Source organism: Pseudomonas sp. LAIL14HWK12:I1, assembly GCF_003202095.1.
Lineage (GTDB): Bacteria > Pseudomonadota > Gammaproteobacteria > Pseudomonadales > Pseudomonadaceae > Aquipseudomonas > Aquipseudomonas monteilii.
Map to the genome: position 1 here is coordinate 1 of NZ_QJKG01000009.1, position 18,776 is coordinate 18,776.

Sequence of the window (18,776 nt, forward strand, 5' to 3'; positions counted from 1 at the left end):
GCTTGATCAGCAGGTAAAGAAAGCCCTCACGCAGGGGGCGGATGGCGTAGCTGGAGTGGGTCATCTCGCCCACGTCCTGGAACGGGCTGAGATAACCCGGCAGTTTGGGCAGGCGGGCGCGTTGTGCCGGGTTGCCGCCGACAGCGGCGTAGCGCAGGGGCAGCAGCTCGAAGCGGCGGGTGCAGTCGGCGACCGGGCTGTTGCGCAGGGCGGGACGGTAGCCGGTGGTGATGCGCCGGCACAATTCTAGGGCTTCGTTCAATGAATCCATGGATGTGCTCCAGTGAGCAGGAGTGATCAGCAAATGCATGCAACGCGCTGCATTCGACCCGAACCTGGACCCTAGCGAGGAATCACTTCTTGCTGGAGCTTTGCGCTTCCGATACGCGCGTAGGAGTTTTCTGAAAATGCGGTGGTATTGACTTCGGTAGGTGTTTTCACCGGTTATCACTTCCACGAAGGGGCATTCGTCACGCTACGGAAAGTCGGCGGGAGAGCGAACCTGAGAGGCTTGTTGTAGGCGACCTGGCAAATCAAAAGGGCCGCAAAGCGGCCCTGGTGCATTTCAGAACGCCCCTTGCAACGTCACCATGAAGTTACGCGGTTCGCCATAGAAGTTGCCCCAGCCCGGCGCGCCGATAGTGGCGTAGTACTTTTTGTCGAACAGGTTGTTGCCGTTGAGGGCAACGGTCCAGTTCTGGTCAAGCCGGTACTGCACGCGGCCGTTCCACACGGTGTAGCCAGGCTGCTCGACGCGGGTCTTGCCGGTGGTACGGAAGTTCTCGCTCTGGCTGTTGAAACCGGTACCCAAGGTCCAGCGCTCCAAGGCGCCGCCCAGTTGGTAGTCACCCCACACCTTGAGCATGTGCCGCGGGATGAAGCTGGAGGTGAAGGTCAGCTCGGTGGGGTCGGTGTCCTCGATGGTCTTCAGGTACTTGGTCTGGGTGTAGGTGTAGCCTGCCAACAGTTGCAGGCGCTCGATGGGCGAGCCGCTGATCTCGGCTTCGAAGCCCTGCGCACGCACCTTGCCGCTGTCGGTGTAGCAATAGCCGTCGCCTGACGGACAGGTCTCGATGTAGTCGCTTTCTGCGCGGTGATTCTCGACGGTGCGGAACAGGTTGAACGAAGTATTCAGGGCACCCTCAAGCAGCTCGCCCTTGATGCCAATCTCGTAGTTGGCACCGGTCTTGGGCTGGAGTGACTGCCGCTCGGCGTCCACTTTGTCGCTTTGCGGCTGGAAGATGTCGGCGTAGCTGGCGTAGGCGGTCCACTGGTTGTTCAGGTCGTACAGCACGGCGGCGAACGGCGTGACCTGGCCGTTTTCTTCGCTGCGGTTATTCACCCAGTAATCATAGTACTGGGTATAGGAGTCGCTCTTGTTGCGGTACCAGCTGACCCGTGCACCCAGCACCAGGGTCAGCGGCTCTGCCAGCTTCAGGCGCAGGTTGGCGTAAGTGCCGTATTGCGTGGTGGTGGAGTCGGTTGGCACGCTGCCACCGCGGGTCGGGTTGACCAGGTAATCGGACTTGGACGGGTGTGGGAAATGTGCAGACGGGTCGAATGGGTTCTGCTTGCCGTCCAGCAGCATCAGCGCGAAGTAGTCATGGGTTTTCTGCCGGCTGGCGTTGGCGCCGATGATCAGCTCGTGCTGCAGGCCGAACGCCTCGAATTTGCCATCGACATAGGTATCGAAGCCATAGTCGTCCTGGTCGTAGTCGAAACGACCGGCTCGCACGCTCATGCTGCCGGTGCTGGCGCCGACCGGTACCGTGCCTTCGGAGTAGGCGTATTCGATGTTCTGGTTGTTGTGGGTGTAGATCGAGGCAAAGTTCAGCGTCCAGTCATCGTTGAAGTGGTGCTTGAGGTCGGCAAAGCCGGTAATGCGCTGGCTTTGCAGGTCGTTCCAGCTGACCCCCAGGCAGGTGGAACGCGACAGCTTCAGGTCACTGCCATCGGCGTAGCGTGGCACACCGGCATAGCACGGTGTGGCATCGACATCCTCATAGGCCAGGCCAAAGCCCAGCGTAGTGTCGGGGCTGACATCCCAGTCGATGGCGCCGTACAGAATCTGGTCCTGGCGCTTGGCAATGTCATAGAAGTACTGACGGTCCTGCAGCGCCGCCACGGCCCGGCCACGCACCGTGCCGGATTCGTTGAGCGGGCCGCCCACATCGACCTGGCCGCGGTAGTTGTCCCAGCTACCGGCAGACAGGGTGACGGTGGTAGCGGCTTTTTCCTGGCCGCGTTTACGCACGAAGTTGACGCCACCGGCGGAGGAACCGGAGCCCTTCATCATGCCAGCCGCACCCTTGAGAATTTCGACGCGGTCATAGAAGGCCATGTCGCTGGAAAAGCTGTTGGCCTGCACGTAGTTGCCACCCACATCCAGCGGCACGCCGTCGTACTGGTACTGGCCGTCCAGGTTGAAACCGCGGGAGTAGAAATACTTGCCGCCCATGGGCGAGTCGTACACGGTGATGCCCGGGGTCTTGTCCAGCACCTGTTCCAGGGTGTTGAGGTTCTGGTCGTCGAGCATCTTGCGGGTCATGACGGTGACCGACTGCGGGGTTTCCTTCAGCGTGTGCACACCCTTGCCTATGGTCACGGCGCGGGCGGTGTAAGACTGAGTGCCTTCGCTGGTCGCATCCAGCCGGTTGGCATCGATGTTCAGTGGCCCCAGTTCCATCGCCGAACCGTTGTCTGAAGGCACCAGCACATAGCCGCCATTACCCTGGCGTTGTGCCTGCAAGCCACTGTTGCTCAGCAGCCGCACCAGCCCTTCCTCGATGCTGTAGCTGCCTTCCAGGCCTGCGCTGTTCAGGTTGCGCGTTTGCTCAGTGTCGAACGAAATGGTCACACCCGCCTGCACGCCAAACTGGGTGATGGCGTTGCCCAGCGGGCCAGCCGCGACGTGGTAGGCAGTCTGGCTCTGGGCCATGGCTTGGGCAGGCATCAGCAGCAAGGCTGGCGCGCTGGCCAGGGACATGCCGAACAGCACCAGGCGCACGGCCTGGCTCAGCGTGGTAGGGGTGGGGTGCAGGTGAGGCATTGGGTGATCCTTCCGAGTTATGGCAGAAAGTCGCTGTCGTCGCGGCTTGTGTCAGGGACGGACGAGAATCAAAATCAGCAAGATTTGAGCGAAAGTTTTTTCACCAGCCGTTCAGGCGGGTTCCACATTCACCCAGTAGCGGCTGAGGTAGCGCACCTTTACAGGCAGGGTTTTCGGCAGGTTGGCCAGCGCAATATCGGTATCGTCGATACGGAATGCGCCGGAAATGCTCATGGCCTGGATTGATGAGGCGCAGCGCAGCACGCCCGGCCGATAGCGGCCCAGCTCTTCGATGAAGTCGCCCAGGCGCCAGTCGTTCACGCTCAGCATGCCCTGTAGCCAGGCCGTGGAGTCGGCGGGCAGGGCATGGGCAAGGGTGAAGTCTTGCTGGTCAAAGCGCGTTTGCTGCCCGGCCTGCACGTGCAGCACCCGGTCAGGATGGCGCTGCGGGCGTACATCGACGCTGGCCTGCAACACGCCTACGCGTGTCTGTTGTGCCAGTTTGCGAACGCTGAACTCGGTACTGTGGGCCAGCACGCTGCCGTCGTCGGTGTGCACGATGAACGGGCGCTGCTGAATGTCGCTGGCCGGGCGCACGAGGATCTCCCCCTGGTACAGCTGGATTGCCCGCACTTTCCTGTCAAAGCGCACATCAAGCGCGGTACCCACGTTCAGCTCCAGCTGCGAGCCATCCGCCAGCTCTACAGCGCGCCGCTCGCCGGTAGCGGTACGTTGTTGCGCCATCAAGGCGCGATAGGGCACCTGCTCGGTTGCCAGCCAGCCACCGCCGCCCATGGCCAGCAGCAGGCTCAGCACTTTCAGCACATCGCGCCGCTGCGTCTGCGCCGCCCCCAGGCTGGACAGCGCCGCGTGTGGCGGCACCATGGCCCATTGTTGCTGAAGCTTTTCAACGCGCGCCCAGGCAGCGGCATGCTGAGGGCTGGCCTGCAGCCACTGGCGCCAGGCGTGGGTGCGGGCTTCATTGCTGTCGCCATCGTTGAGCTGCACGTACCAAGTGGCAGCGGCTTCCAGGGTTTTGACGTCCATGCCGTTCAGCCTTCGACGGCCAGCAGGCAGCGGGTCATGGCCTTGATCAGGTGATTCTTCACCGTTGTGACCGATACACCGAAGCGCTCGGCCGCAGCACCGTAGGTCAGGCCTTCCAGTTGCACGGCGAGAAAGATGGCACGGGTCTTGGGGCCGAGTTCGTCAAGCAGGCTGTCCACGGCCATCAGCATTTCGATGATCGACAGGCGAACCTCTGGTGATACCTCCACCGGCTCCGGTCGCAGGGCCAGGGCTTGCAGGTAGGCTTTTTCGATGGCGCGGCGGCGCACTTTGTCGATCAGCAGGGAGCGGGCGATGGCGCTGAGGTAGCTGCGCGGTTCGCGAATGGGTAGCTGGCTGCGGGCCGTCATGACCCGCAGGAACGTATCGTGCGCCAGGTCGGAGGCATCGGCTGCGTTTCCCAGGCGGGCGCGCAGCCAGCCTTTCAGCCAGCTGTTGTTTTCGCTGTAGAGCAGGTGAAGGGCCTGGTGATCGAGCGTCGACATGGCGTCAAATTCGCAATATGAATAGGAATTGATCGCATTGTCGCGATGAGCCAAGGTGATTGCAAGGAGGGTTTGTCCATTGGGGCTGCGATCCAGCCCCAAGCACTGAGATTAGAACCCCGCCTCCAGGCCCAGCAGGTCCTGCACGGTCTGCCGCCGGCGAATCATGCGCAGCGCCCCTTCCTCGATCAGGAACTCCGGTAGCAACGGCCGGCTGTTGTAGTTCGACGACATCGACGCCCCATAGGCCCCGGCATCGTGAATCACCAGCAAATCGCCCACCTGCGCCTGGGGCAGATCTTGTGGGGTCAGTTCCTGGTCATCCTGGGTGAACACATCCCCCGACTCGCACAGCGGCCCGGCCACCACGGTCGGCTGGCGGGGGCGTTCCACTGGCTGGCCGTTGGCATCGAGCAGGGTCATGCCGTGGTACGCACCGTACATCGCCGGGCGCATCAGGTCGTTGAAGCCGGCGTCGATCATCACGAAGGTATTGCGCCCCACCTGCTTCACGGCGCGCACTTCGGCCACCAGGTAGCCCGACTCCGCCACCAGGAAGCGCCCAGGCTCGATCTCCATGCGCACCGGGTGGCCGAGCATCGCTTCGATTTCCTTGCGTGCCACCGCCCAGGTCTGGGCGTAGCGCTGCAGGTCGACCGGTTTGTCGGTGCTGCGGTACGGGGTGGAGAGCCCGCCGCCGATGGAAAACGCTTCGATATCCACGCCCAGGCGGCCAATCAGCTCGATCATCGAGCGAGCCACCTGCTCCAGGTGCTGGTAGTCCACACCAGAACCAATGTGCATGTGCACGCCCACCAGGTGCAGGCCATGGGCCTTGATGCAGACCAGTGCCTCCTCCAGCTCTTCGTGCCAGATGCCGTGCTTGCTGTTCTCGCCGCCGGTGTTTGTCTTGCGGCTGTGGCCATGGCCAAAGCCCGGGTTGATGCGGATCCACACGCGGTGGCCGGGCGAGCGTTCACCCAGCTGGCGCAGCATGTCGATGGAGCCCGCGTTCACTTCGATCTTCGAGGCCACCACGCGCTCCAGGGTCGGCCGGTCCAGCGCGTCGCAGGTCAGCACCACGCCGGCAGGGTCGCCGTCCACGCGGGCACCCGCTGCGAAGGCCCGTTCCATCTCACCCAGCGATACGGCATCCAGCACCAGGCCATGGGCGCGCATCAGGCGCAGCACATGCAGGTTAGGGTTGGCTTTCTGGGCGAAGCGTACGGTGTCGAACACCTTCAACTGCTCGACACGTTCGGCGATGGTGCTGGCGTCGTACGCCCACAGCGGCGAGCCGTGCTGGCGGACAGCTTCGGCCAGGAGGGAGAAAGGTGCGGTCATGGTGGCGCTACTCATATAAGGATGACCACGAGGATGAGCCAAACCAGGAATTCAGAAAAATAGCTATTTTTCTGCCGGTCATTCATATCTGATATACCCATTGCTGACTTTGCCGGGTACTGCTGTGAAACTCTCTGTCCGCCATATCGAAGTGTTCCGCGCCATCATGGCCGCTGGCAGTGTGACCGGTGCGGCGCGCCTGCTGTTTACCTCGCAGCCCACAGTCAGCCGCGAGCTGGCGCGGCTGGAGCAGTTAACCGGGCTGAACCTGTTCGAGCGCGAGGGTGGGCGCCTGGTGGCGACAGCCCAGGCATTGCTGTTGATCGAAGAGGTCGAGCGCGCCTACGTCGGGCTGGAGCGGATCGATCGCTTTGCCCAGGCCATTCGCAATTTCGAGCAGGGGAGGCTGGCCATCACTTGCCTGCCGCTGTTCTCTCAGACGTTGCTGCCCAAGGCTTGCCAGCGTTTCCACCAACAGCATCGAGGCGTAAGCGTGAGTATCCTGGCGCAGGAATCGCCATTGTTGGAAGAGTCTCTGGTGGCCCAGCAGCACGACCTTGGCCTGACCGAGGTCGAGCAGATACCGCGCGGTGCCTATGGCGAGCTGCTGTTCAGCGCCAACATGGTGTGCGTGCTGCCCGCGCATCACTCGCTACAGGCAAAAGCCGAGCTGGAACTTGCCGACTTTCACGAAGTGGACTTCATCAACCTGGCCAGCCTGGACACTTACCGCCAGCGCCTGGACCAGCACTTTCGCGCGGCGGGGGTAAACCGCCGCACGGTGATCGAGACCACCAGTGCCGCCTCGGTGTGTGCCATGGTCAGGCAAGGGTTGGGGGTGGCGATCATCAACCCGTTGAGCGGGCTGGAGGCGGCGCAGGGCGGGTTGCCGATCCGCAGGTTACGGGTGTCGGTGCCGTACCAGGTGATGCTGATACGGCCAGACCACAGGCCGGCATCGGCGGCGGTGGAGCCGTTTTGCGAGGCGCTGCGGGTGCAGGCGCAAGAGATGCAGACAGCGTTGCAGTAAATGCGGGCTCACAACTCGCTGACGAATGTCCCGGTCCCGGCCAAGATGTTCTCCAGGGTTTCTTTAACCTCGTCCAAGTCACTCAGGTCGCTGGTCAGGTTGATCTCCAGCACCTCATCCCCCTTCAGCGCATCGCGGTCGCCGGCTGCCACTTCAATCAGCAGGCGCTTGGCGCTCAGGGTCACTTTCAGCCCGTCCAGCGTCGATGGCTCGTCATCCAGGGTCAGGTCGACGGTGTCTTCGTCCGGGTAGCGGGTAAGCAGAAACATCTGGCCCTTGTCGCTGTGGCAGCACAGGGTCGCCATGTTGTCTTCCTCGTCATCGCAAGGGGTGGCGAAGAGCAGGGCGGTGTTGATTTGCATGAGCGGGCTCGGATCAAAGTGAATGGAAGGGAATTCTGACAGTCTTGCGTACAGGCATAAACGTAAAGTTACCGCCCCTTGACCGAAATTGTCGCAGCGCTGCAAGCGTTGATGACCGATCAGTCGTTAAGCTTCGGCGAGCCCTGGGCGTGCCCGCGCACGTTCAACGTCTGGTTTTACCGTCCGCCTTGCCACGGGTTGGCTATCGTTGATCCGTACACGGCGCACGCAGCGACGCTTCAACTATTACAAAGCCCAAGCGGAGTACCACAGATGGCGTTCTTCACCGCAGCCAGCAAAGCCGACTTCCAGCATCAACTGCAAGCGGCCCTGGCGCAGCACATCAGCGAACAGTCCCTGCCACAAGTGGCGCTGTTCGCCGAGCAGTTCTTCGGCATCATCTCTCTGGACGAACTCACCCAGCGCAGGCTTTCCGACCTGGCCGGCTGCACCCTGTCAGCCTGGCGCATCATCGAACGTTTCGACCCCGAATACCCGCAAGTGCGGGTGTACAACCCTGATTACGAGCGCAACGGCTGGCAATCGACCCACACCGTGGTCGAAGTGCTGCACCACGACCTGCCGTTTTTGGTCGACTCGGTGCGCACCGAGCTCAACCGCCGTGGCTACAGCATTCACACCCTGCAAACCACCGTGCTCAGCGTGCGCCGTGGCGCCAAGGGTGAGTTGTTGGAGCTGCTGCCCAAGGGTACCCAGGGTGAGGGCGTGCGCCACGAGTCGCTGATGTACCTGGAGATCGACCGCTGCGCCAATGCCGCAGAGCTGACCGTGCTGGCCCGCGAAATCGAGCAGGTGCTGGCCGAGGTGCGGGTGGCAGTCGCCGATTTCGAGCCGATGAAGGCCAAGCTGCGTGACGTGGTGGCCGAGGTGGAACAGACCGCCTTCGGCCCGGCGCAACACGAAAAGGGCGAGGTCAAGGCCTTCCTCGAGTGGCTGCTGGACAACCACTTCACCTTCCTGGGCTATGAAGAATTCACCGTCAAGGGCGACGCCGATGGCGGCCAGATGGTTTACGACGAGCAGTCGTTCCTCGGCCTGCCGCGCCGCCTGCGCGTGGGCCTGACGGCCGAAGAGCTGCGCATCGAAGACTACGCCGTGGCCTACCTCAACGAACCGCTGCTGCTGTCGTTCGCCAAGGCCGCGCTGCCCAGCCGCGTGCACCGCCCGGCCTACCCGGACTACGTGTCGATCCGCCAGCTGGACGCCGATGGCAAGGTCATCAAGGAACACCGCTTCATGGGCCTGTACACCTCGTCGGTGTATGGCGAAAGCGTGCATGCCATCCCTTACATCCGCGTCAAGGTAGCCGAAGTCGAGCGCCGCTCGGGCTTCGACCCCAAGGCCCACCTCGGCAAGGAACTGGCCCAGGTGCTGGAGGTGCTGCCGCGCGACGACCTGTTCCAGACGCCGATCGACGAGCTGTTCACCACCGTCATGGCGATCGTGCAGATCCAGGAGCGCAACAAGATCCGCGTGTTCCTGCGCAAGGACCCGTACGGCCGCTTCTGCTACTGCCTGGCGTACGTGCCGCGGGAGATCTACTCCACCGAAGTGCGACAGAAAATCCAGCAAGTACTGATGGAGCGCCTGAAGGCCAGCGACTGCGAGTTCTGGACCTTCTTCTCCGAATCGGTGCTGGCCCGTGTGCAACTGATTCTGCGGGTAGACCCGAAAAACCGCATCGACATCGACCCGCAGCAGCTGGAACGCGAAGTCATCCAGGCCTGCCGCTCGTGGCATGACGATTATTCGACGCTGGTAGTGGAGAACTTCGGCGAAGCCCAAGGCACCAACATCCTCGCCGATTTCCCCAAGGGCTTCCCGGCCGGCTACCGCGAACGTTTCGCCGCGCACTCGGCCGTTGTCGACCTGCAACATGTGCTGAACCTGTCGGAAAGCAAGCCGCTGGCCATGAGCTTCTACCAGCCGCTGACCCAGGTGGGAGAGCGCATCCTGCACTGCAAGCTGTACCACGCTGACACCCCGCTGGCGCTGTCCGACGTGCTGCCGATTCTGGAAAACCTCGGCTTGCGCGTGCTGGGCGAGTTCCCGTATCGCCTGCGCCATGCCAGTGGCCGCGAGTACTGGATTCACGATTTTGCCTTTACCTACAGCGAAGGCCTGAGCCTGGATATCCAGCAGCTCAACGACACCCTGCAGGACGCGTTTATCCACATCGTGCGTGGCGATGCCGAGAACGATGCCTTCAACCGTCTGGTACTCACCGCTGGCCTGCCTTGGCGTGACGTGGCGCTGCTGCGCGCTTACGCCCGTTACCTGAAGCAGATCCGCCTGGGCTTCGACCTGGGTTACATCGCCAGCACCCTGAACAACCACACCGACATCGCCCGCGAGCTGACCCGGTTGTTCAAGACCCGCTTCTACCTGGCGCGCAAGCTCACCCAGGACGACCTCGACGACAAGCAGCAGCGCCTGGAACAAGCCATCCTGACCGCGCTCGACGACGTGCAGGTGCTCAACGAAGACCGCATCCTGCGGCGCTACCTGGACCTGATCAAGGCCACCCTGCGCACCAACTTCTATCAGCCGGATGCCAACGGCCAGAACAAGTCGTACTTCAGCTTCAAATTCAACCCCAAGCTGATCCCCGAACTGCCCAAGCCGGTGCCCAAGTTCGAGATCTTCGTTTATTCGCCTCGGGTCGAGGGCGTGCACCTGCGCTTTGGCAACGTCGCCCGTGGCGGCCTGCGCTGGTCTGACCGTGAAGAAGACTTCCGCACCGAAGTGCTGGGCCTGGTCAAAGCCCAGCAGGTGAAGAACTCGGTCATCGTGCCGGTCGGCGCCAAGGGCGGTTTCCTGCCGCGCCGCCTGCCACTGGGCGGTAGCCGGGACGAGATCGCCGCCGAAGGCGTGGCGTGCTACCGCATCTTCATTTCCGGCCTGCTCGACATCACCGACAACCTCAAGGACGGTGGCGTGGTGCCGCCGGCCAACGTGGTGCGTCACGACGATGATGACCCGTACCTGGTGGTGGCGGCCGACAAAGGCACTGCAACCTTCTCCGACATCGCCAACGGCATTGCCATCGACTATGGCTTCTGGCTGGGCGACGCCTTTGCCTCGGGCGGTTCGGCCGGTTATGACCACAAGAAGATGGGCATTACCGCACGCGGCGCCTGGGTGGGTGTGCAGCGCCACTTCCGCGAGCGTGGCATCAACGTGCAGGAAGACCCGATCACCGTCATCGGCGTGGGTGACATGGCCGGCGACGTGTTCGGCAACGGCCTGCTGATGTCCGACAAGCTGCAACTGGTGGCGGCGTTCAACCACCTGCACATCTTCATCGACCCCAACCCCGAGCCTGCGTCCAGCTTTGCCGAGCGCAAGCGCCTGTTCGACCTGCCGCGTTCGGCCTGGAGCGACTACGACACCAGCATCATGTCTGAAGGCGGCGGTATCTTCCCGCGCAGTGCCAAAAGCATCGCCATCAGCCCGCAGATGAAAGAGCGCTTTGCCATCGAGGCCGACCGCCTGACCCCGACCGAGCTGCTGAACGCGTTGCTCAAGGCACCGGTCGACCTGCTGTGGAACGGCGGTATCGGTACCTACGTGAAGGCCAGCAGCGAAAGCCACGCTGATGTCGGCGACAAGGCCAACGATGCGCTGCGGGTCAACGGCAATGAGCTGCGCTGCAAGGTGGTGGGCGAGGGCGGTAACCTGGGTATGACCCAGCTTGGCCGGGTGGAATTTGGCCTGAACGGCGGCGCCACCAACACCGACTTCATCGACAACGCCGGCGGCGTTGACTGCTCCGACCACGAGGTCAACATCAAGATCCTGCTCAACGAAGTGGTGCAGGGTGGCGACATGACCGAGAAGCAGCGTAACCAGCTGCTGGGCAGCATGACCGACGAAGTCGGCAACCTGGTGCTGGGCAACAACTACAAGCAGACCCAGGCGCTGTCGCTGGCGGCCCGCCGCGCCCGCGAGCGGATTGCCGAGTACAAGCGCCTGATGGCCGACCTGGAAGGCCGTGGCAAGCTGGACCGCGCCATCGAGTTCCTGCCGTCCGAAGAGCAGTTGGCTGAACGCCTGGCTGCCGGCCAGGGCCTGACCCGCGCCGAGCTGTCGGTGCTGATCTCGTACAGCAAGATCGACCTCAAGGAGCAACTGCTCAAGTCGCTGGTGCCGGACGACGACTACCTGACCCGCGACATGGAAACCGCCTTCCCGCCGTCGCTGGTCAGCAAGTTCGCCGAGGCCATGCGCCGCCACCGCCTGAAGCGTGAAATCGTCAGTACCCAGATCGCCAACGACCTGGTCAACAACATGGGCATCACCTTCGTCCAGCGCCTGAAGGAGTCGACCGGTATGAGCCCGGCCAACGTGGCCGGGGCCTATGTGATCGTGCGCGACATCTTCCATCTGCCTCACTGGTTCCGCCAGATCGAGGCCCTGGACTACCAGGTGCCCGCAGAAATCCAGCTCACCCTCATGGACGAGCTGATGCGTCTGGGCCGCCGTGCCACCCGCTGGTTCCTGCGTAGCCGCCGTAACGAGCAGGATGCCGGGCGCGACACCGCACACTTCGGGCCGAAGATCGCGCAGCTGGGGCTCAAGCTGGACGAGCTGCTGGAAGGCCCGACCCGCGAACGCTGGATGGTGCGTTACCAGGGCTTTGTCGACGCCGGTGTGCCGGAGTTGCTGGCGCGCATGGTGGCCGGTACCAGCCACTTGTACACCCTGCTGCCGATCATCGAAGCCGCCGACGTCACCGGCCATGAGCCGGCGCAGGTGGCCAAGGCGTTCTTTGCGGTGGGCAGCGCGCTGGACCTGACCTGGTACTTGCAGGAAATCAGCAACCTACCGGTGGAAAACAACTGGCAGGCCCTGGCCCGCGAAGCGTTCCGCGATGACATTGACCTGCAGCAACGGGCAATCACCATCTCGGTACTGCAGATGGCCGATGCACCGGAAGACATGGACGCCCGCGTGGCGCTGTGGGCCGAGCAGCACCGGGTGATGGTGGAGCGCTGGCGCGCCATGCTGGACGACCTGCGCAATGCCACGGGCACCGACTATGCGATGTACGCGGTGGCCAACCGCGAGCTGGTCGACCTGGCCATGAGCGGGCAGGCGGCGGTGGTGCCGTCCTGAGCTTGAGCTGAAATGAAAAACCCGGCAGAGATGCCGGGTTTTTTTATCCCTGTGCTGGCCTCTTCGCGGGCATGCCCGCGAAAGGGCCAGAACAGGCTTACTTGAACCTGCGCTCCACCCCTTTCTCCACCAGAATCTTCGCCGAAATCTCTTCCACCGAAAAATGCGTGGAATTGATGTTGGGAATGTTCTCCCGGCGGAACAGGTTCTCCACCTCGCGCACTTCGAACTCGCACTGGGCAAAGCTGGAATAGCGGCTGTTGGGCTTGCGCTCGTGGCGGATGGCGGTGAGGCGATCGGGGTCGATGGTCAGGCCGAACAGCTTGTTGTGGTGCTTTTTCAGCACCGCCGGCAGCTGCAGGCGCTCCATGTCGTCCTCGGTCAGCGGGTAGTTGGCGGCGCGGATGCCGAACTGCATGGCCATGTACAGGCAGGTAGGGGTCTTGCCGCAACGCGACACGCCAACCAGAATCAGGTCGGCCTTGTCGTAGTAGTGGGTACGCGCGCCGTCGTCGTTGTCCAGGGCGAAGTTCACCGCCTCGATGCGTTCCATGTAGTTGGAATTACCGCCAATCGAGTGCGATTTACCCACGGAATACGACGAATGGGCGGTCAATTCCTGCTCGAGCGGGGATAAAAACGATGAAAAGATGTCGATCATGAAGCCATTCGACGTCGCCAGGATCTCACGGATGTCCTGATTGACGATGGTGTCGAAGATGATCGGGCGCACCCCGTCACGCTCGGCGGCGGCGTTGATTTGCTGGACCATGGTCCGTGCTTTGTCCGGCGAATCGATGTACGGGCGGGTAAATTTGTTGAACGGAATGCTCTCGAATTGCGCGAGCAAACTCTGGCCCAGGGTTTCGGCAGTGATACCGGTGCCGTCGGAGATGAAGAACGCGGTTCGTTTCATTTGCGATCTGGGCCTTAAGCTGATGACGTTTCTTGGATATGATAAGTTCGGTTTGCCGAATGCGGCTGTCGGCATTCTCACTTATTTTCCAGGTACAGGCCACAAACGCCCGGCCAAGTCACAGAAGACAGGCGGGCGCCTTTTGAGCTTTTCCAACACAGTTAGTGGAGAGATCACCTTGGTAGAGTACGTAGTTTCCCTCGATAAGCTCGGCGTCCATGATGTGGAGCATGTGGGGGGCAAGAACGCATCCCTGGGCGAGATGATCAGCAACCTTGCAGGTGCTGGTGTATCGGTGCCGGGCGGCTTTGCCACTACGGCGCAGGCGTACCGCGATTTTCTCGAACAGAGTGGTCTCAACGACCGGATCCATGCCGCGCTCGACGCGCTGGACGTGGATGACATCAATGCCCTGACCAAAACCGGCGCGCAGATTCGCCAGTGGGTCATGGAAGCCGAGTTCCCGGCACGTCTGGATTCGGAAATCCGAACCGCCTTCGCCGCGATGGCTGCCGGCAACGACAACATGGCGGTTGCCGTGCGCTCCTCGGCCACTGCCGAAGACCTGCCGGACGCCTCGTTCGCAGGCCAGCAGGAAACCTTCCTCAACATCCGTGGCGTCGACAACGTGATCCGCGCGGCCAAGGAAGTGTTCGCCTCGCTGTTCAACGACCGCGCCATCGCCTACCGCGTGCACCAGGGCTTCGACCACAAGCTGGTGGCCCTGTCTGCTGGCGTGCAGCGCATGGTCCGCTCCGAAACCGGCACCGCCGGCGTCATGTTCACCCTCGACACCGAGTCGGGCTTCCGCGATGTGGTGTTCATCACGGGCGCCTACGGCCTGGGTGAAACCGTGGTGCAGGGTGCGGTCAACCCTGACGAATTCTACGTGCACAAGAACACCCTGCAGGCCGGCCGCCCGGCCATCCTGCGCCGCAACCTGGGCAGCAAGGCCATCAAGATGGTCTACGGCGAAGAAGCCAAGGCCGGCCGTTCGGTCAAAACCGTGGAAGTGGACCGCGCCGAGCGCGCACGCTTCTGCCTGAGCGATGCCGAGGTCAGCGAGCTGGCCAAACAGGCCATGATCATCGAGCAGCACTACCAGCGCCCGATGGACATCGAGTGGGCCAAAGATGGCGATGACGGCAAGCTGTACATTGTCCAGGCGCGCCCTGAGACCGTGAAAAGCCGTTCCAGCGCCAACGTCATGGAACGCTACCTGCTGAAAGAAAAAGGCACCGTGCTGGTCGAAGGCCGTGCCATCGGCCAGCGCATCGGCGCCGGCAAAGTGCGCGTGATCAACGACGTTTCGGAAATGGACAAGGTCCAGCCGGGCGACGTACTGGTTTCCGACATGACCGACCCGGACTGGGAACCGGTGATGAAGCGCGCCAGCGCCATCGTGACCAACCGCGGCGGCCGTACCTGCCACGCGGCGATCATCGCCCGTGAGCTGGGCATTCCGGCCGTGGTCGGTTGCGGCAACGCCACCCAGGTGCTCAAAGACGGCCAGGGCGTGACCGTGTCCTGCGCCGAAGGCGATACCGGCTTCATCTTCGAAGGCGAGCTGGGCTTTGACGTCAAGCAGAACTCCGTCGACGCCATGCCGGAGCTGCCGTTCAAGATCATGATGAACGTCGGTAACCCGGACCGCGCCTTCGACTTCGCCCAGCTGCCCAACGCCGGTGTCGGCCTGGCGCGCCTGGAGTTCATCATCAACCGCATGATCGGTGTGCACCCCAAGGCACTGCTGAACTATGCCGGCCTGCCTGCCGACCTGAAAGACAGCGTCGACAAGCGCATTGCCGGTTACAACGACCCGGTCGGCTTCTATGTCGAGAAACTGGTCGAAGGCATCAGCACCCTGGCGGCGGCCTTCTACCCGAAAAAGGTCATCGTGCGCCTGTCGGACTTCAAGTCCAACGAGTACGCCAACCTGATCGGCGGCAAGCTGTACGAGCCGGAAGAAGAAAACCCGATGCTGGGCTTCCGTGGCGCTTCGCGTTACATCAGCGAATCGTTCCGTGACTGCTTCGAGCTCGAGTGCCGTGCCCTCAAGCGCGTGCGCAACGAGATGGGCCTGACCAACGTCGAGATCATGGTGCCGTTCGTACGCACCCTGGGCGAAGCCAGCCAAGTGGTCGACCTGCTCGCCGAAAACGGCCTGGCCCGCGGCGACAACGGCCTGCGCGTGATCATGATGTGCGAACTGCCGTCCAACGCCATCCTGGCCGAAGAGTTCCTGGAGTACTTCGACGGCTTCTCGATCGGCTCCAACGACCTGACCCAGCTGACCCTGGGCCTGGACCGTGACTCGGGCATCATCGCCCACCTGTTCGACGAGCGTAACCCTGCCGTCAAGAAGCTGCTGGCCAACGCCATTGCCGCGTGCAACAAGGCCGGCAAGTACATCGGCATCTGCGGCCAGGGCCCATCGGACCACCCGGACCTGGCCAAATGGCTGATGGAGCAGGGCATCGAAAGCGTGTCGCTGAACCCGGACTCGGTACTCGAAACCTGGTTCTTCCTGGCCGAAGGCCAAGGCGCGGCCTGATGCTGTAAAACGCGGGGGGACGTCTGGCGTACCCCCGCCTGGTTTTTTCCAGGGCGAGTTCCAGCAATGGATCCCGCCCTTTTTTGTGCACCAAGCAACCTTATGCAAAGCAGCAGCACTCTATTCCCCGTGGCCCTGCTCAGTGCCGAGCGCCGCGGCGACCTCAGCGAAGACGTGTACCGGATCAAGGCTGGCAACGGCCCGGACCCTAGCGTCGAGCTGGCCATCACCCGCCTGGGGTTGGCCGACCATGGCCGTGCCCAGGGCGTGCCGGTCATTCTTCTGCACGGCAGTTTTTCCAACCGGCGTTTCTGGTATTCGCCCAAAGGTATTGGCTTGGGCGCCTACCTCGCCCGTGCCGGTTTTGATGTGTGGATCCCGGAAATGCGCGGTCACGGCCTGTCACCACGCAACCGTGCCTGGCGGCACAACAGCGTTGCGGCATATGCCCGTGATGACCTGCCACTGATTGCCGCGTTCGTGCGCGAGCAGTCGGGCCAGGCGCCGCACTGGGTTGGCCATTCCTTGGGCGGCACCACCCTGGTGGCGGCGCTTGGGGGTGGTTTCCTGGGTGCCGAACAGGTGGCCAGCGTGGCGCTGTTCGGCACCCAGATCAGCCGTGTCTACTGGCCGTTGAAGGTGCCACCGCTGGTGTGGGGGGCGAAGCTGGTGCTCAAGCGCTGGGGGCAGATATCCGGGCCTCGCTTCAAACGTGGGCCGGAAGACGAGCCGATTGGCCTGGCGCTGGAAAGCATGCGCTGGCATGGCCTGTTCGGACGCTTTGGCGACAAGCAGAACGACTGGTGGGCGGGGCTGGCAGAGGTGGATGTGCCGCTGCTGGCAGTGGCCGGCGCGGGGGACTTCCAGGACCCGGTGTGGGCCTGCCGCAAGCTGTTCGAGCAGTTGGGGGGCGAGCGCAAGCAGTTCCTGCGACTGGGGCGTGAGGAAGGTTTTGAGGCCTTTGGGCATGTCGACATGCTGGTGAGCAAGGCTGCGCAGGCGCAGGTATGGCCGTTGGTGGAGCGCTGGTTGCGTGATCCATTGCTGCCGGTGCATGCCTCCACCGTGGCTCAGGAACCTTTGCCAGTCAGTTGATCTTGCATCGACTGGGTCGGCCTCTTCGTGGGCGTGCCCGCGAAAGGGCCGGTACAGGATGAATACAAATGACTGCCCGGTCCCGGATGACTGCAACGGCCTCCAAGGTGTAGCCTTGGCCGATACCCGCTTTCGTTGTGACTGACAGGAGCTTCCCATGCAGCATTACGTAACGCCCGACCTGTGTGACGCCTACCCCGACCTGGTACACGTGCTGGAACCCATGTTCAGCAATTTTGGCGGCCGCGATTCGTTCGGTGGCCAGATCGTCACCATCAAGTGCTTCGAGGACAACTCGTTGGTCAAGGAGCAGGTCGAACTCGACGGCAAGGGCAAGGTCCTGGTGGTCGATGGTGGTGGTTCGCTGCGCCGTGCGCTGCTGGGCGACATGCTTGCGGAAAAAGCCGCCAAAAACGGTTGGGAAGGCCTGGTGATCTATGGCTGCGTGCGTGACGTCGATGTGCTGATCCAGACCGACGTCGGCGTGCAGGCCCTGGCCAGCCACCCGATGAAAACCGACAAGCGTGGTATCGGTGACCTCAATGTGGTGGTGACCTTCGCCGGCGTTACCTTCCGCCCGGGCGAGTACGTGTATGCCGACAACAATGGCGTACTGGTTTCGCCAAGCCCGCTGAAAATGCCGGAGTGATGCGCCCCACGCGCTGATGGAGCTTTGATGTTCGAGGAAGACAACGCGCAGTGGGGGCTGGTGCATGCCCTGGTGCTCGATGGTAAAGGCGGCGCGCGCTCGATTGCCCGTACCGAACTGGACAGCTTGCAACTGCAACCAGAGCAGAGCCTGTGGCTGCACTGGGACCGCAGCCATCCGCAAACCCGTACCTGGCTGCTGCATGACAGTGGCCTGAGCGAGTTCGCCTGCGAGCTGCTGCTGGAAGAAAATACCCGGCCGCGCCTGCTGCCCATGGCGGACGAACAGCTGCTGCTGTTCCTGCGCGGGGTCAACCTCAACCCGGGTGCCGAGCCTGAAGACATGGTTTCGGTACGTATTTTCGCCGAGGCACAGCGGGTTATCTCGTTGCGCCTCAGGCCGTTGCGTGCCAGTGACGAAATTCTCCAGCAACTGGAACAGGGCAGGGGGCCGAAATCGGCCTCCGAACTGTTGCTGTTGATGGGCGAACTGCTCACTGAAAAGGTTCAGGGCCTGGTGAGTGATCTGGCCGAACTGGTCGACCTGGAAGAAGAAAAGGTCGAAACCGACGAGCGGTACACCCCTGAGCATGGCAGCCTGCAGCAGATCCGCCGTCGTGCCGCCGGCCTGCGCCGTTTCCTTGCTCCGCAACGGGAAATCTACGCCCAGTTGTCGCGCAGTAAATGGAGCTGGTTCGCCAATGCCGACGCCGATTACTGGAACGAGCTCAATAACAGCCTGATCCGCTACCTCGAAGAACTGGAGCTGACCCGCGAGCGCGCTGCGCTGGTGCTGGAAAGCGAAGATCGGCGGCGCAGCGAGCGGATGAACCGCACCATGTACCGTTTTGGCATCATCACCTGCATCTTTTTGCCCATGAGCTTCATCACCGGGCTGCTGGGCATTAATGTCGGCGGTATTCCGGGGGCGGATAATCCGTTGGGCTTTCTGTTCGCCTGCATCGTCGTGCTGGGGCTGGCGGTGGGGCAGTGGTGGCTGTTCCGGCGGTTGCGATGGGTTTAGGTGTGCATTTTGAAACATTCGTACCAATGGGATGTGTGACCCATTGCCCGGCCATCTCGTCT

Annotated in this window: 13 protein-coding genes; 6 read left to right on the top strand and 7 right to left on the bottom strand. The window is 62.5% G+C overall.

Annotated elements, in window-relative coordinates:
• The 5 genes from D906_RS20745 to lysA all read right to left on the bottom strand — a co-directional run.
• Window positions 1–271, bottom strand: a 271-nt coding sequence (locus D906_RS20745; RefSeq protein WP_033733636.1) for a toxin VasX, incomplete at its 3' end; no start/stop codon positions are given.
• A 294-nt stretch (window positions 272–565) separates the two neighbouring features.
• Window positions 566–3,049, bottom strand: a complete 2,484-nt coding sequence (locus D906_RS20750) for a TonB-dependent receptor (RefSeq protein ID WP_027615642.1) — start codon at window positions 3,047–3,049, stop codon at window positions 566–568.
• 111 nt (window positions 3,050–3,160) lie between these two features.
• Window positions 3,161–4,096, bottom strand: a complete 936-nt coding sequence (locus D906_RS20755; RefSeq protein WP_019096161.1) for a FecR domain-containing protein — start codon at window positions 4,094–4,096, stop codon at window positions 3,161–3,163.
• A gap of 5 nt (window positions 4,097–4,101) precedes the next feature.
• Window positions 4,102–4,602 (bottom strand): sigma-70 family RNA polymerase sigma factor, encoded by a 501-nt coding sequence (locus tag D906_RS20760; protein ID WP_019096162.1) that lies wholly within the window; start codon window positions 4,600–4,602, stop codon window positions 4,102–4,104.
• 111 nt (window positions 4,603–4,713) lie between these two features.
• Window positions 4,714–5,946, bottom strand: coding sequence for a diaminopimelate decarboxylase (lysA, locus tag D906_RS20765; RefSeq protein WP_025754482.1), 1,233 nt, complete (start codon window positions 5,944–5,946; stop codon window positions 4,714–4,716).
• Window positions 5,947–6,070: 124 nt separating this feature from the next.
• Here lysA and D906_RS20770 point away from each other — a divergent pair, with 124 nt between their 5' ends.
• Window positions 6,071–6,976 (top strand): LysR family transcriptional regulator, encoded by a 906-nt coding sequence (locus tag D906_RS20770; RefSeq protein WP_025754481.1) that lies wholly within the window; start codon window positions 6,071–6,073, stop codon window positions 6,974–6,976.
• A gap of 8 nt (window positions 6,977–6,984) precedes the next feature.
• On the opposite strand, the gene D906_RS20775 is transcribed toward D906_RS20770, so the two are convergent.
• On the bottom strand, window positions 6,985–7,338 hold the full coding sequence (locus D906_RS20775) for a hypothetical protein (RefSeq protein WP_019096165.1): 354 nt from the start codon (window positions 7,336–7,338) through the stop codon (window positions 6,985–6,987).
• Between the two features lie 273 nt (window positions 7,339–7,611).
• Here D906_RS20775 and D906_RS20780 point away from each other — a divergent pair, with 273 nt between their 5' ends.
• On the top strand, window positions 7,612–12,477 hold the full coding sequence (locus D906_RS20780) for an NAD-glutamate dehydrogenase (protein ID WP_025754480.1): 4,866 nt from the start codon (window positions 7,612–7,614) through the stop codon (window positions 12,475–12,477).
• 97 nt (window positions 12,478–12,574) lie between these two features.
• Here the strand turns inward: D906_RS20780 and D906_RS20785 are convergent, their stop codons facing one another.
• Window positions 12,575–13,393 carry a pyruvate, water dikinase regulatory protein gene (locus D906_RS20785; RefSeq protein ID WP_016714844.1) on the bottom strand — a complete coding sequence of 273 codons (819 nt, stop codon included), beginning with the start codon at window positions 13,391–13,393 and terminating at the stop codon, window positions 12,575–12,577.
• 178 nt (window positions 13,394–13,571) lie between these two features.
• Here D906_RS20785 and ppsA point away from each other — a divergent pair, with 178 nt between their 5' ends.
• The 4 genes from ppsA to D906_RS20805 all read left to right on the top strand — a co-directional run bounded on the left by ppsA (window position 13,572) and on the right by D906_RS20805 (window position 18,714).
• The gene (ppsA, locus tag D906_RS20790; protein ID WP_025754479.1) at window positions 13,572–15,947 is read left to right on the top strand and encodes a phosphoenolpyruvate synthase; all 2,376 of its coding nucleotides are present in this window, start codon (window positions 13,572–13,574) and stop codon (window positions 15,945–15,947) included.
• Between the two features lie 102 nt (window positions 15,948–16,049).
• Window positions 16,050–17,042, top strand: coding sequence for an alpha/beta fold hydrolase (locus D906_RS20795; RefSeq protein ID WP_026020288.1), 993 nt, complete (start codon window positions 16,050–16,052; stop codon window positions 17,040–17,042).
• A 157-nt stretch (window positions 17,043–17,199) separates the two neighbouring features.
• Window positions 17,200–17,691, top strand: coding sequence for a ribonuclease E activity regulator RraA (rraA, locus tag D906_RS20800; protein WP_016714847.1), 492 nt, complete (start codon window positions 17,200–17,202; stop codon window positions 17,689–17,691).
• Between the two features lie 27 nt (window positions 17,692–17,718).
• Window positions 17,719–18,714 carry a zinc transporter ZntB gene (locus tag D906_RS20805; protein ID WP_016714848.1) on the top strand — a complete coding sequence of 332 codons (996 nt, stop codon included), beginning with the start codon at window positions 17,719–17,721 and terminating at the stop codon, window positions 18,712–18,714.
• The last annotated feature ends 62 nt before the right edge of the window (window positions 18,715–18,776 follow it).

Excerpts from the sequence above, each read along its gene's own strand:
- D906_RS20750 (WP_027615642.1), bottom strand. The coding sequence starts at position 3,049 with ATGCCTCACCTGCACCCCACCCCTACCACGCTGAGCCAGGCCGTGCGC.
- D906_RS20755 (WP_019096161.1), bottom strand. The coding sequence starts at position 4,096 with ATGGACGTCAAAACCCTGGAAGCCGCTGCCACTTGGTACGTGCAGCTC.
- D906_RS20760 (WP_019096162.1), bottom strand. The coding sequence starts at position 4,602 with ATGTCGACGCTCGATCACCAGGCCCTTCACCTGCTCTACAGCGAAAAC.
- lysA (WP_025754482.1), bottom strand. The coding sequence starts at position 5,946 with ATGACCGCACCTTTCTCCCTCCTGGCCGAAGCTGTCCGCCAGCACGGC.
- D906_RS20775 (WP_019096165.1), bottom strand. The coding sequence starts at position 7,338 with ATGCAAATCAACACCGCCCTGCTCTTCGCCACCCCTTGCGATGACGAG.
- D906_RS20780 (WP_025754480.1), top strand. The coding sequence starts at position 7,612 with ATGGCGTTCTTCACCGCAGCCAGCAAAGCCGACTTCCAGCATCAACTG.
- D906_RS20785 (WP_016714844.1), bottom strand. The coding sequence starts at position 13,393 with ATGAAACGAACCGCGTTCTTCATCTCCGACGGCACCGGTATCACTGCC.
- D906_RS20795 (WP_026020288.1), top strand. The coding sequence starts at position 16,050 with ATGCAAAGCAGCAGCACTCTATTCCCCGTGGCCCTGCTCAGTGCCGAG.
- rraA (WP_016714847.1), top strand. The coding sequence starts at position 17,200 with ATGCAGCATTACGTAACGCCCGACCTGTGTGACGCCTACCCCGACCTG.
- D906_RS20805 (WP_016714848.1), top strand. The coding sequence starts at position 17,719 with ATGTTCGAGGAAGACAACGCGCAGTGGGGGCTGGTGCATGCCCTGGTG.